Origin of the sequence: Agarivorans albus (assembly GCF_019670105.1) — a bacterium.
Taxonomy (GTDB): Bacteria; Pseudomonadota; Gammaproteobacteria; order Enterobacterales; family Celerinatantimonadaceae; genus Agarivorans; species Agarivorans albus.
Genome location: NZ_AP023032.1, coordinates 1680539 through 1693481 on the forward strand (window position 1 = coordinate 1680539; position 12943 = coordinate 1693481).

At 44.1% G+C, this 12943-nt stretch carries 13 protein-coding genes; 12 read left to right on the plus strand and 1 reads right to left on the minus strand.

The window, feature by feature from the left end:
- Positions 1-16: 16 nt before the first annotated feature.
- Positions 17-811, minus strand: coding sequence for a type I methionyl aminopeptidase (map, locus tag K5620_RS07740; RefSeq protein ID WP_016401188.1), 795 nt, complete (start codon positions 809-811; stop codon positions 17-19).
- A 306-nt stretch (positions 812-1117) separates the two neighbouring features.
- Between map and rpsB the strand changes: the two genes are divergently transcribed.
- The 12 genes from rpsB (at position 1118) to fabZ (ending at position 12940) form a co-directional block, all read left to right on the plus strand.
- Positions 1118-1852 carry a 30S ribosomal protein S2 gene (rpsB, locus tag K5620_RS07745; RefSeq protein ID WP_016401186.1) on the plus strand — a complete coding sequence of 245 codons (735 nt, stop codon included), beginning with the start codon at positions 1118-1120 and terminating at the stop codon, positions 1850-1852.
- A 102-nt stretch (positions 1853-1954) separates the two neighbouring features.
- Positions 1955-2803: a translation elongation factor Ts gene (gene tsf / locus K5620_RS07750; RefSeq protein ID WP_016401185.1), complete on the plus strand. Its 849-nt coding sequence runs from the start codon at positions 1955-1957 to the stop codon at positions 2801-2803.
- Between the two features lie 75 nt (positions 2804-2878).
- Positions 2879-3628, plus strand: a complete 750-nt coding sequence (pyrH, locus tag K5620_RS07755; protein WP_040307020.1) for a UMP kinase — start codon at positions 2879-2881, stop codon at positions 3626-3628.
- 11 nt (positions 3629-3639) lie between these two features.
- Positions 3640-4197 carry a ribosome recycling factor gene (gene frr / locus K5620_RS07760; RefSeq protein WP_016401183.1) on the plus strand — a complete coding sequence of 186 codons (558 nt, stop codon included), beginning with the start codon at positions 3640-3642 and terminating at the stop codon, positions 4195-4197.
- 69 nt (positions 4198-4266) lie between these two features.
- On the plus strand, positions 4267-5058 hold the full coding sequence (gene uppS / locus K5620_RS07765) for a polyprenyl diphosphate synthase (RefSeq protein WP_016401182.1): 792 nt from the start codon (positions 4267-4269) through the stop codon (positions 5056-5058).
- Entirely contained in the window at positions 5051-5893 is an 843-nt protein-coding gene (locus K5620_RS07770; RefSeq protein WP_016401181.1) for a phosphatidate cytidylyltransferase, read from the plus strand. Before uppS ends, K5620_RS07770 begins: the two co-directional genes overlap by 8 nt.
- Positions 5894-5899: 6 nt before the next feature.
- Positions 5900-7102 carry a 1-deoxy-D-xylulose-5-phosphate reductoisomerase gene (ispC, locus tag K5620_RS07775; RefSeq protein ID WP_016401180.1) on the plus strand — a complete coding sequence of 401 codons (1203 nt, stop codon included), beginning with the start codon at positions 5900-5902 and terminating at the stop codon, positions 7100-7102.
- On the plus strand, positions 7099-8451 hold the full coding sequence (rseP, locus tag K5620_RS07780) for a sigma E protease regulator RseP (RefSeq protein WP_016401179.1): 1353 nt from the start codon (positions 7099-7101) through the stop codon (positions 8449-8451). Before ispC ends, rseP begins: the two co-directional genes overlap by 4 nt.
- Before the next feature lie 27 nt (positions 8452-8478).
- The gene (bamA, locus tag K5620_RS07785) at positions 8479-10908 is read left to right on the plus strand and encodes an outer membrane protein assembly factor BamA (protein WP_016401178.1); all 2430 of its coding nucleotides are present in this window, start codon (positions 8479-8481) and stop codon (positions 10906-10908) included.
- Between the two features lie 24 nt (positions 10909-10932).
- Complete coding sequence (locus K5620_RS07790) at positions 10933-11442, plus strand: OmpH/Skp family outer membrane protein (protein WP_016401177.1); 510 nt, start codon at positions 10933-10935, stop codon at positions 11440-11442.
- A gap of 2 nt (positions 11443-11444) precedes the next feature.
- Positions 11445-12470, plus strand: a complete 1026-nt coding sequence (lpxD, locus tag K5620_RS07795; RefSeq protein ID WP_016401176.1) for a UDP-3-O-(3-hydroxymyristoyl)glucosamine N-acyltransferase — start codon at positions 11445-11447, stop codon at positions 12468-12470.
- A gap of 14 nt (positions 12471-12484) precedes the next feature.
- Positions 12485-12940 (plus strand): 3-hydroxyacyl-ACP dehydratase FabZ, encoded by a 456-nt coding sequence (gene fabZ, locus K5620_RS07800; protein WP_016401175.1) that lies wholly within the window; start codon positions 12485-12487, stop codon positions 12938-12940.
- Positions 12941-12943: the final 3 nt, after the last annotated feature.

Consider the following 12943-nt stretch of genomic DNA (forward strand, 5'->3'; position numbering starts at 1 on the left):
CTCTAAGACCCGTTGGTTAGTGTTTAATAATACGTGGTAAGTCTTCTTCGTCACGAAGTGTTAACACTTCAACACCGTCATTAGTGACTAGCAGCGTGTGCTCCCACTGAGCGGAGTTTTTGCCATCATTGGTGCGCGCTGTCCAACCATCTTCATCGTCAACCCAGTTGCCTTTTTTGCCCTGGTTGATCATCGGTTCAATGGTAAAGCACATGCCTGCTTTTAATACCGTTCGGTCGTTGTTGCGGTAATGCATGATTTGTGGATCTTCATGGAAACCTTCGCCAATACCGTGGCCACAAAAGTTATCGACAATGCCATAGCGATAGTTGCCTTTCTTCAAGTATTTTTGAATTGCATTACCAATATCGCTGACTTTATTGCCAGGTTTTACCACTTTAATAGCTTGGTAGAGCGCTTGTTGAGTCACGCGGCATAACAGTTTATCGGCAGGTGAGGCATTGCCGACCAAAAACATTTTGGAGGTATCGCCGTGATAACCGTCTTTTATAACGGTGATATCGATGTTGATTACATCGCCATCTTGCAAAATATGGGTACTAGATGGAATACCATGGCATACCACATCGTTTACCGAGGTACAGATTGATTTAGGGAAGCCATGGTAATCTAGTGGCGCAGGAATAGCCCCTTGCTCGTTTACTATGTAGTCATGGCAGCGTTGATTAAGTTCATCGGTGCTAACGCCAACCTTAACATAAGGGGCGATCATGGTGAGAACGTCTGCCGCTAGGCGACCAGCAACGCGCATCTTTTCGATTTGTTCAGGGGTTTTTATTACTATGCTCATGAGTACTAATAGTTGAGTGTTTACCTTGGTTTTGCCGCTAGTTTACCGTAAGGTCGAGGGGAGTTGTAGTGGCTAGAAAAATTAACGAAAAGTTTAGCCTTAGCTTTATCAATATGGCTATTTATGGTATAAAGCGCGCCGTAAGTCATTACTCTAGTTTTCGAATTAGCGTGGATGCTTACATAAATTAAATATTTATATTTTAAACACACACACACATCGTCACGTTTTCCGGGGTGCTGGGCAATTTGGTCTGGTCGGTAAAATGGGATGTGTGGAGGCCTAACCCCATTTGAGGAAATTATAATGGCAAACGTTTCAATGCGCGATATGCTTCAAGCAGGCGTACACTTTGGTCACCAAACTCGTTACTGGAACCCAAAAATGAAGCCTTTCATTTTTGGTGCTCGTAACAAAGTTCATATCATTAACTTAGAAAAAACTGTACCTATGTTTAATGATGCAATGTCTGTTCTTAAGAAAGTTGCATCTAAGAAAGGTAAAGTTCTTTTTGTTGGTACTAAGCGCGCTGCTGGTGACACCATCAAAACTGAAGCACTTCGTTCAGATCAATTCTACGTTAACCACCGCTGGTTAGGTGGTATGTTGACTAACTGGAAAACAGTTCGTCAATCTATCAAGCGTCTAAAAGATCTAGAAGCTCAAAGCCAAGACGGTACTTTCGAAAAGCTAACCAAGAAAGAGGCGCTTATGCGTACTCGCGAAATGGAAAAGCTTGAGAAAAGCCTTGGCGGTATCAAAAACATGGGCGGTTTACCAGACGTATTGTTTGTAATCGATGCTGAACACGAGCACATCGCTATTCGCGAAGCAAACAACCTAGGTATCCCAGTTATCTCTGTAGTTGATACTAACTCTGCACCAGACGGTGTTGATTACATCATTCCTGGTAACGACGATGCTATCCGTGCAATTAAATTGTACCTTGGCGCAGCTGCTGATACTGTTATCGAAGGTCGTCAAGACGACATCGTAGTACAAGCTGAAGAAGATGGTTTCGTAGAGGAAGCTGCTGAGTAATTAAATGCAATAAACAGCATTTATACTGAGTAAGCTTGATGATTAGCAGGGGACAAGCTTGTCCCCTGAGTTTTATCCGATAAACAGTCGAGGATCAAACAAATGGCAATTACTGCTGCCCTAGTAAAAGAACTGCGCGACCGTACCGGCGCAGGCATGATGGATTGTAAAAAAGCGTTGACTGAAACTGATGGTGACATCGAGTTAGCGATTGATAATATGCGTAAGAGCGGTGCTGCTAAAGCGGCTAAAAAAGCCGGCAACATTGCTGCTGACGGCGCGATTATTATTAAAGAAGGCGCTGGTTTTGCAGCCCTACTAGAAGTTAACTGTCAAACTGACTTTGTAGCTAAAGATGGCAACTTTACAGCGTTCGCTGAAAAAGTAGCTGAAGCTGCAGCTGCAGAAAAAACAGACATCGAAACTTTGAAAGCAAACTTCGAAGAAGAGCGTGTTCAACTGGTTGCTAAAATCGGTGAAAACATCTCAATTCGTCGCGTTGAGTACTTAGACGGTGCTCCAATTGCTTCTTACCGTCACGGTGAGCGTATTGGTGTTGCTGTAACTGGTGAAGCTGATGTTGAAACACTTAAGCACGTTGCAATGCACGTTGCTGCTTCTAAGCCAGAGTTTTTATCTCCTGAAGACGTACCAGCCGACGTTGTAGAAAAAGAGAAAAAGCTACAAATCGAAATTGCTATGAACGAAGGCAAACCAGCTGAGATCGCCGAGAAAATGGTGACTGGCCGTATGAAGAAATTCACCGGTGAAATCTCATTAACTGGCCAAGCGTTCATCATGGAGCCTAAGAAAACTGTTGGCGCTATCTTGAAAGAGAAAGGTGCTTCTGTTGCTGGTTTCATTCGCCTAGAAGTTGGCGAAGGCATTGAGAAGAAAGAAGAAGATTTTGCTGCAGAAGTTGCTGCACAAATCGCTGCAGCTAAAAAGTAATTTTAGTTGTTCTTCAGGTTGCGGTATCATGCCGCAACCTTCTTGTATTTCTAGATAAGAGAGATCATCATCGCTATGAGCACCAATCCTAAACCTGCATATCGTCGCATTCTTTTAAAACTTTCAGGTGAAGCCCTAATGGGTGATGAAGGTTTTGGTATTGACCCTAAAGTATTGGACCGTATGGCTCTTGAAATTAAAGAGTTAGTAGAATTAGGTATCCAAGTTGGGCTAGTTATTGGTGGTGGTAACCTGTTTCGAGGCGAAGGCCTTGCAAAAGCAGGTATGAACCGTGTAGTGGGCGACCACATGGGCATGCTAGCAACCGTGATGAACGGCTTAGCTATGCGTGATGCATTACATAGAAATTTTGTGAACGCGCGCTTAATGTCGGCCATTGAGCTAAATGGCGTGTGTGATTCATACAACTGGGCAGATGCTATTAGCAATCTTAAAGCCGGTAAAGTTGTTATTTTCTCAGCGGGTACGGGTAATCCTTTCTTCACAACAGACTCTGCAGCGTGTTTACGTGGCATTGAGATTGAAGCTGAAGCTGTGCTTAAAGGCACTAAAGTAGACGGCGTATTTACTGCCGACCCTGTAAAAGACCCTGCAGCCACTTTATACAGTGAGCTGGATTACGCTGAAGTACTAGACAAAGAATTAAAAGTGATGGATTTAGCTGCATTCACTTTAGCGCGAGACCATAACTTGCCAATTCGTGTATTTAACATGAACAAACCTGGCAGTTTAAAGAATGTTGTTATGGGCGCAGATGAAGGCACCACTATCTGTCACGTATCAAATAAAACAGAAACAGAGTAGGGATAGTTATCGTGATTAACGAAATCAAACAAGATGCTCAAACACGCATGGGTAAAAGCATTGAGTCTTTGAAGTCTCAAATGTCTAAGGTTCGTACTGGCCGCGCCCACACAAGTCTGCTAGACGGGATTATGGTGCCATATTACGGTGTAGACACGCCGTTAAAGCAAGTTGGTAATGTATCAACTGAAGACTCGCGCACGCTAACCGTAACCGTTTTTGATGCTAGCCTTATTAGCGCAGTTGAAAAAGCCATTATGAGTTCAGATTTGGGCCTAAACCCTTCTTCTGCAGGTACGCTAATTCGCATTCCATTACCAATGCTAACCGAAGAGCGTCGCCGCGACTTAATTAAGATTGTTCGCGCGGAAGCAGAACAAGCACGTGTGGCTATTCGTAACATTCGCCGTGATGCCAACAGCGATGTAAAAGAACTACTTAAAGAAAAAGAAATTGGTGAAGATGATGATCGTCGCGCACAAGACGAAATTCAAAAAATCACTGATGCAGCCGTTAAGCAGGTTGATGAAGCCTTAGCCGCAAAAGAAGCAGAATTGCTGGAAGTTTAATCGATTCAACGATTGAAAATAGCCGTGTCTTGTTACACGGTTTTTTTTTGTAAGTAAGAGTAGTGAATTATGACCTTACCTGAAGCGCAGCAGTTAGCCGTGAAAGATGCTATGCCAAAGCACGTTGCCATAATTATGGATGGCAACGGGCGCTGGGCTCAGCAACGCGGTAAATTGCGCATGTTTGGCCATCAAGCAGGGGTGAAGTCTGTAAGACGGGCTGTAAGTTTTGCCACCCAACTTGGCGTAAAGTCATTAACCTTGTTTGCCTTTAGCAGCGAGAACTGGCGACGCCCAGAAGAAGAAGTGTCAAGCTTAATGAACTTGTTTTTGACAGTTTTGCAACGAGAAGTTAAAAAACTGAAAAACAATAATGTACAACTAAGAATAATTGGTGATACTTCTCGCTTTAGCGAAAAATTGCAAAAGCGTATTGCCATTGCTCAAAATGAAACTGCCACAAACGATGGTTTGGTGCTAAATATTGCGGCTAACTATGGCGGTCGTTGGGACATTGTAAACGCTAGCAAACAACTTGCAGAGCAAGTTAAGAAAGGACACTTAGATGCACAAGATATTAGCGAAGAGCATATCTCGGCATTAATGGACAGTGATACGGTTGGCGATGTGGATTTGTTAATCCGTACCGGTGGCGATCACCGAATTAGTAACTTTTTGCTATGGCAAACCGCTTATGCAGAGCTTTACTTTAGTGATGTGTTGTGGCCAGACTTTGACGAAGATGCATTTGGCGAGGCCATTGCTGCATTTGTTAGCCGCGAGCGTCGCTTTGGTTGTACTGGGGAACAGGTACAAGCTTTGTTGATAGATAATCAAAAAAATGAGGATCATTTTGCTTAAGCAAAGAATCATAACGGCGCTGATATTAGCGCCTTTGGCCCTAGCTGCAATTTTCATGTTACCACTGTTTGGCTTAGCGGTGGTGTTTGCATTAGTGCTGGTGTTAGCAGCCAGAGAGTGGGCTAGAGTGGTGTCTGACCAAGGTTCAAAGCGTTTGAGCTTTTTTGTTGTTTTTTCTTTGGTTTTTGGGTTTAGCTTGTGGCAACTCCCGCTAGACAGTTTGGCACATTCAATTTGGTTTAGCGCCATGCTGGGCCTTGCTGTAGCTGCGTGGCTAAGTAGTTTGTATTTGCTCTCCAGCTATCCTCATTCGGCGACGTTTTGGCACAACAGCAGCATTTTTAAGCTGTTAGTTGGGTTGGTAGTGCTACTTCCATTCTTTTGGTCTTTAGTCTTTTTACGTTCAGTAGACCCGAACAATCCAGCCGTTGGTGGTGCTTGGGTGCTTTACGTATTACTGCTAGTTTGGGCCGCAGATACCGGGGCATACTTCGCCGGTAAACGTTTTGGTAAACGTAAGTTGGCTAAAAATGTTAGCCCGAAGAAAACCATTGAAGGTTTGCTAGGTGGCTTTGCGGTTGCAGCGTTGGTTACTTTGGGCGCATTTATCTTTTTAGATATACCACAAGGCAAAGAGTGGGTATTGGTGATAGCCAGTGGATTTACCGTTTTAGCCTCGGTAGTGGGTGATTTGGTTGAAAGCATGTTTAAGCGTCAAGCCGGAATAAAAGACAGTGGTAGTTTGCTTCCTGGCCATGGCGGCCTGCTTGATCGCATTGACAGCATGACTGCAGCGATGCCGGTATTCGCTTTTTTCTTCCTTCATTGGATGTAGCCCTTGATGAGCAAGCAATTGGTTATTCTTGGCGCAACCGGCTCGATTGGTAGTAGCACCCTTAAAGTTATCCGCGAAAACCCTGAGAGCTTTGCTTTGTTTGGTGTGACTGGTGGAAAAAACCTAAGCGCTATGTTGGATATTTGTCGTGAGTTTTCACCTCAATATGCATTAATGGCCGACGAACCTAGTAATCAAAAATTACGTGAAGCGATTAAAGCGGAGTCTCTTAAAGTAGAGGTGCCTAGCGGCAACAACGCGATTACTGAGCTGGTTAAGGCCACTGAAGTTGAATTGGTGATGGCTGCAATTGTTGGCGCTGCTGGATTATTACCTACGTTAGCTGCTGTAGATGCTGGCAAAACGGTGCTGCTGGCTAATAAAGAAGCCTTGGTAATGAGCGGCGCTATCTTTATGGAAGCTGCGCAAAGAAGCGGTGCGCAAATTCTACCGGTTGATAGTGAACATAATGCGATATTCCAATGTATGCCGGAGCAAGTCCAACAGCAGCTTGGTTATTGTAATTTGTCTGAGGCTGGCGTAAGTAAAATTTTGCTTACCGGTTCTGGCGGGCCTTTTAGATACACTGAGTTGACCAGCTTGTCGTCGGTAACCCCTGCGCAAGCTTGCGCCCATCCGAATTGGTCGATGGGGCAAAAGATCTCGGTAGATTCAGCCACCATGATGAACAAAGGCTTAGAGTATATAGAAGCAAAGCGCTTATTTAATACTCAGCCTAACCAAATTGATGTAATCATCCACCCTCAGTCCATTATCCACTCCATGGTGCAGTACTGTGATGGGTCAGTGTTGGCGCAAATGGGCCAACCGGATATGGCTACACCAATCGCCCATGTGATGGCATACCCACAACGGCAAGTCTCTGGGGTAGAGGCCTTGGATTTCTTCAGTATTGGCGAATTGAGCTTTATTCCACCTGATTACGCCAAATACCCTTGCTTGAAATTAGCTATCGACGCCTGTTACGACAGTCAAACAGCTACTACTTGCTTAAATGCGGCGAACGAAATCGCCGTGGAAGCATTTTTGGCAGAGCGGATAAAATTCACCCAGATTGCTGAAGTTGTCGCCACTTGCTTGGATAAACAGAGTTATATGGGCGCCGAAACTGAACTTTCAGTATTACTAGAGGTCGACCAAAGGGCGCGAATGCATGCTGATGCAGCGGTTAAAAGGATCTGTGCATGAACGAAGTGATTTGGAACACCAGTTTTTTTATTATTGCCCTAGGCATTTTGGTGACGGTGCATGAGTTTGGCCACTTTTGGGTTGCCCGTCGTTGTGGCGTTAAAGTAGAGCGTTTCTCAATAGGTTTTGGTAAAGCGCTTTGGTGTAGAACTGCCAAAGATGGTACTGAATATGTAGTGGCAATGATCCCGCTTGGTGGCTACGTAAAAATGCTCGATGAACGAGTTGCCGAAGTGCCTGCCGAGCTTCGCTCTCAAGCCTTTAATAATAAAACATTGGGTCAGCGCAGTGCGGTTGTCGCGGCTGGTCCTATTGCTAACTTCTTGTTGGCTATATTAGCTTTCTGGCTGATGTTTGTTATTGGCGTTCCTTCGGTCAAACCGGTTCTAGGTGGCGTTGCACCTAACAGCATTGCTGAGCAAGCTGGTCTTCGTTCGGGTCACGAGATTATCATGATTGACGGCCAGAAAACGCTGGATTGGGAAAGCGTTAACTTAGCCTTGGTTAGCCAGCTTGGTAATGAGTCGATGGCCGTGGAAGTGCAAGACACCGAAACCCAACAAACTCAAATGGCTTATTTGGACATTCGTGAGTGGCAGTTGGACAGTGAGCAGCAAAGCCCAATTATTAGTTTAGGCCTACAGCCATTCAGCCCAAGCATCTCGATGAACGTCGCCAAGGTAGTTGCTGCTAAACCTGCCGCAGAGGCCGGTTTGTTAGAAGGCGATAAGCTGGTAGCACTAGATGGCGTTAATCTCGCTTCTTGGCAAGATTTTGTTACTTATGTTCAAGCTAGGCCGCATCAGTCAATTGTTGTTGATGTGGAGCGTGCTGGTAGCCAAGTGCAGCTAACCATGACTCCTGAGGCCAGAGAATACCAAGGGAAAGAAAGCGGCTATGTGGGTTTAGCACCTGAAGTATCTGAGTTCCCAGAAAAGTATAGAATTGATTTGCATTACGGTTTTTTTGATGCGTTTGGCAAATCTCTCGAACGAACTTGGCATTTAAGCAAATTGACCGTATCTATGATCGGTAAATTGGTGACAGGCGTGGTTTCATTAGATAACCTTAGCGGTCCAATATCTATCGCTAAAGGTGCTGGAGCTACCGCCGACTACGGCTTGGTTTATTTTTTAGGTTTTGTTGCCTTAGTGAGTATTAACTTAGGCATTATTAATTTGTTTCCCTTACCAGTGCTAGATGGTGGCCACCTAGTATTTTTTGCCATTGAGGGCATAACTGGTAAACCCGTGTCAGAGCGTGTGCAGGAAATTGGATTTAGGATTGGTGCAGTGTTAGTGATGGCTTTGATGAGTCTTGCTATTTTTAATGATTTTATGCGCTTATAACAATTAAATAGGACGTTCTTTTTTCTTATGTTCAAAAAGCAGTTGGTTGTTGGACTTTTACTAGCCTGCATCTCCGGAACGACTCTCGCCGCTGGAAATTCGGCGTTTACTGTTGCAGATATTCGGATCGAGGGATTACAACGGGTATCGCTGGGTGCCGCGTTATTGCAAATACCTTTACGTATTGGCGATGAGGTAGACAGTTCTCAAGTTAGTGACAGCATTAAGCGCTTGTATCGCAGTGGCAACTTCGAAGACGTTCAAGTTTTCCGCGACGGCGATGCATTGGTATTCAAAGTTCTTGAAAGGCCTACCGTTAGCAATATCGAGTACTCTGGCAATAAAGACATCAAGACCGAACAACTCGAAGAGTCTTTGCGTTCATCGGGCATCAAAATAGGCGAGCCCTTAGATAAAACTAATCTTCGTAATATTGAAAAAAGTCTTGAAGACTTTTATTACAGTGTGGGTAAGTACAGTGCGCGGGTCAAAGCGATTGTTACTCCCTTGCCGCGCAATCGAGTTGATTTGAAGTTTAATTTCCAAGAAGGTTTATCTGCGGAAATTGAACAAATTAACATTATCGGTAACCAAAAGTTTTCTTCTGGTGAGCTAATTAAACGTATGACTCTCACCGATAGTGCCCCTTGGTGGAATGTACTTGCCGACCAAAAGTATCAAAAACAAAAGCTAGCCGGTGACTTAGAAACCATTAATAGCTTTTACTATGACCGTGGTTATATTCGCTTTAAAGTGGATTCCACTCAAGTTGCTTTAACGCCTGATAAGAAAGGCATTTACATCACCATTAATGTTGATGAAGGTGAGATTTACACGGTAGAGAAAGTCGAGTTAGCGGGCAACCTTCTAGATAAGAGCGCTGAGTTAAATGGCTTGGTGAGCATTAATCAAGGAGACACTTATAGCGGTGCTGAAGTCACTAAAACTGAAGAATTGCTGTCCAAATTCTTGGGGCGCTATGGCTACGCTTATCCTCAAGTTAATGTTTTCCCAGTAATTAATGATGAAGATAAAACAGTAGTTCTTAACATCAATATAGATCCTGGTAATCGAGTTTACGTTCGCCGAATCAACGTGAGCGGCAACACTATCACCAAAGACGAAGTACTGCGTCGAGAGATGCGCCAAATGGAAGGTACTTGGTTATCAAGCCGCTTAGTTGAGCAATCAAGAGCTCGCTTAAGCCGTTTGGGTTTCTTTGAAACGGTTGATGTAGAGACAGTGAAAATTCCTGGCTCTGATGATCAAGTGGATGTCAATTTTACGGTTAAAGAGCAGCCTTCGGGGTCGTTTAATGCTGGCGTGGGCTTTGGTACCGAATCCGGCTTAAGCTTGTCAGCTGGTGTACAGCAAGACAACTTCTTGGGCACCGGTAACCGAGCAGGTATTAATGTAAGCACTAACAAATACTCTAAGAATTTTGATGTGAACTTTACTGACCCTTACTTTACAAAAGATGGGGTGAGTTTTGGTGGCCGTTTCTACTACACCGACTTTGAAGCGTCAAAAGCCGATATTGTAGACTATAACAACGAAACAATTGGTTTACGCGGCACCCTTGGTTTCCCTGTTAACGAGTACAACCGTTTGAGCGTAAGTTTAGGCCTAGAGCAAAACAAAATTTCGCAGTTAAATGCTTATGCGCAGATCCAACAGTTTTGGGATATTTATGCCCCACACCGAAATGATGATGGATCTTTAACCTTTGGTTCTTTAGATACTACCTTGGGTTGGAGCCGCAACACTCTAAACAATGGTTCTATGCCAACAGCGGGTTCTTCACAGAAATTCGATACTAAGATAACCATTCCTGGCTCAGATATTCAGTATTTTAAAATGAGCTTTGATACGCGTCACTTCTTCCCTATTACCACCAACCACGATTGGGCGTTTGCAGTAAGAGGTAAAGTTGGCTACGGCAACGGTTATGGTCAGCTTGAAGGTAATGACCAAATTCTACCTTTCTTCGAAAACTTTTATGCCGGTGGTTATTCTACCTTACGTGGTTTCCGTTCAAATACCGTCGGCCCACGTGCGCTTTATTTAGTAGATAATAATGGTAGTTCCTATGTTACCGCGTCAGATGATTCAGTGGGCGGTAACGCTTTGGCGGTAGGTTCAGCAGAGCTTATCTTCCCAACACCATTTCTTGATGAAGCCTATATTCGTCAAGTTCGTACCACTGCGTTTATAGACTTTGGTACAGTTTGGGATACCGAGTTTGATTATGAACGTTACAGTCAAATGCAATGTATTAGGTATTGTGACCGTTTTGGTGACTATTCATCACCGGACCGAATTCGAGCCTCAGTAGGTGTGTCTATTCAATGGTTCTCTCCTATGGGACCACTGGTATTCTCATTTGCTAAGCCAATTAAGAGTTATGAAGGGGATCGATCTGAAGCCTTCTCATTTAACATTGGCCAAACTTTTTAACTTTTGATTTTAGGAGTAAATCTTTTGAAAAAACTAATTGCTGCTGTTGCCCTTGCTGCAACTATCGTAACCCCGAGTTTTAGTGCGCTAGCAGAAACCAAAATTGCTGTGATTAATATTGCTGAAGTTTTTCAACAATTACCTCAGCGTGACACGTTACAAAAAACGCTAAAAGACGAGTTTGAAGTACGCGTGCAAGAAGTTCGTGGCTTGGAAGCTGAAATGCAACGTCTTTATGATAAACGTGAGAAGGATGGCGAGCTGCTAGGTCAGCAAGAAGTAACCAAGATTACCCGTCAGCTTGAAACTATGCAGGCTGAATACAAACTTAAGCGTAAAAACTTAGAAGAAGACCAACGCCGTCGCGGCGCTGAAGAGCAACAAAAATTGATGATTAAAGTTCAAGACGCAATTGTTGAAGTATCTAAAGCACAGGGCTACGATCTAGTATTACCTTTAGATGCAACAGCGTATGCATCTGACTCTTTGGATATTACCAAGCAGGTTGTTCAACAAGTGAGTAAGAGTAAGTAAATATGACACTAAGCCTTGGCCAAATCGCTGAGCAACTCGGGCTTACCCTTCAGGGTGACCCCGAGCTAGTTATTTCAAACATCGCTCCCTTTGAAAAAGCGGGGGCGCAAGAGATAAGCTTTTTAACAAACGCAAAGTACAAGCCTATGCTGGCCACTAGTAAGGCCGGTGCACTTATTTTGTCGAAAAATCATGCTGATGCTTTTTCTGGCAATACCTTAATAAGTGAAGACCCTTATGTTAGTTACGCCCAATTAGCGCAGCTACTCGATACCACGCCAGCTTGTGCAAGCAATATTCATCCCTCCGCTGTTATCGAAGATGGCGCGAAAATTGGTAACAATGTCTCTATTGGTGCCAGTGCAGTTATTGAAAGCGGTGCTGTTTTAGGCGATAGCGCGCAAATTGGTGCGGGTTGCTTTGTCGGCAAAAATGCAAAGATTGGTGCAGAGACAAAATTATGGGCCAATTGCAGCATCTACCATGAAGTTCAAATTGGCCAACAGTGTTTAATTCAAAGCAACACTGTGGTTGGTTGTGACGGTTTTGGCTATGCCAATAAGCAAGGCCAATGGGTGAAAATTCCACAATTGGGCACGGTAATTATTGGCGATAAAGTTGAAATCGGTGCTTCGGTCTCTATCGACCGAGGGGCGTTAGACAATACTGAGATTGCGTCAAACGTGATTATCGATAATCAAGTCCATATCGCTCACAATGTAATGATTGGCACCGGAACTGCCATTGCAGGTACTACTGGTATTGCTGGTAGCACTAATATTGGCCGCTATTGCATTATTGGTGGTGGAGTTGGCATTAACGGCCATATCGATATATGCGACCAAGTGACTATCACCGGTTACTCTATGGTCACTAAATCAATTAGTGAACCAGGCACTTATTCTTCAGGCATGCCAACCCAAGCGAATCGTCAGTGGCGAAAATCAATGGCTCGCCTATCTCAGATAGATGAGATGCATAAACGCATTGTAAGCTTAGAGCGCAAGAACAGCGCTGAAGCTGACTAAACTAGGAACAGATTTTGACTAAACAACTTAACCGCTTAGAAATTCAAGATATCATGGAGCTTTTGCCCCACCGTTACCCATTTTTGTTGGTAGACCGGGTATTGGATTTTGAAGAAGGTAAAACCCTACACGCCATTAAAAACGTAACTTTTAACGAACCGTTTTTTACCGGTCACTTTCCGCAACAACCCGTTTTCCCAGGCGTATTGATTCTTGAAGCGCTGGCTCAATGTACCGGAATATTGGCGTTTAAATCAACCACTAAGCCAGCCGACAACGAGCTTTACTATTTCGCCGGTATCGATAATGCGCGATTTAAGAAGCCGGTTGGCCCTGGTGATGTATTGCATCTCGAAGTTGAATTATTACGCGACCGTCGCGGCATCGGTAAATTTAATTGTGTTGCCAAGGTAGAAGGCGAAGTGGTATGTAGCGGCGAAATCATGTGCGCACGTAGGGCCTACAAATAAGTG

Coding starts and splice junctions, on each gene's coding strand:
- rseP (WP_016401179.1), top strand. CDS start 7,099: ATGAACGAAGTGATTTGGAACACCAGTTTTTTTATTATTGCCCTAGGC.
- map (WP_016401188.1), bottom strand. CDS start 811: ATGAGCATAGTAATAAAAACCCCTGAACAAATCGAAAAGATGCGCGTT.
- pyrH (WP_040307020.1), top strand. CDS start 2,879: ATGAGCACCAATCCTAAACCTGCATATCGTCGCATTCTTTTAAAACTT.
- uppS (WP_016401182.1), top strand. CDS start 4,267: ATGACCTTACCTGAAGCGCAGCAGTTAGCCGTGAAAGATGCTATGCCA.
- rpsB (WP_016401186.1), top strand. CDS start 1,118: ATGGCAAACGTTTCAATGCGCGATATGCTTCAAGCAGGCGTACACTTT.
- tsf (WP_016401185.1), top strand. CDS start 1,955: ATGGCAATTACTGCTGCCCTAGTAAAAGAACTGCGCGACCGTACCGGC.
- bamA (WP_016401178.1), top strand. CDS start 8,479: ATGTTCAAAAAGCAGTTGGTTGTTGGACTTTTACTAGCCTGCATCTCC.
- ispC (WP_016401180.1), top strand. CDS start 5,900: ATGAGCAAGCAATTGGTTATTCTTGGCGCAACCGGCTCGATTGGTAGT.
- lpxD (WP_016401176.1), top strand. CDS start 11,445: ATGACACTAAGCCTTGGCCAAATCGCTGAGCAACTCGGGCTTACCCTT.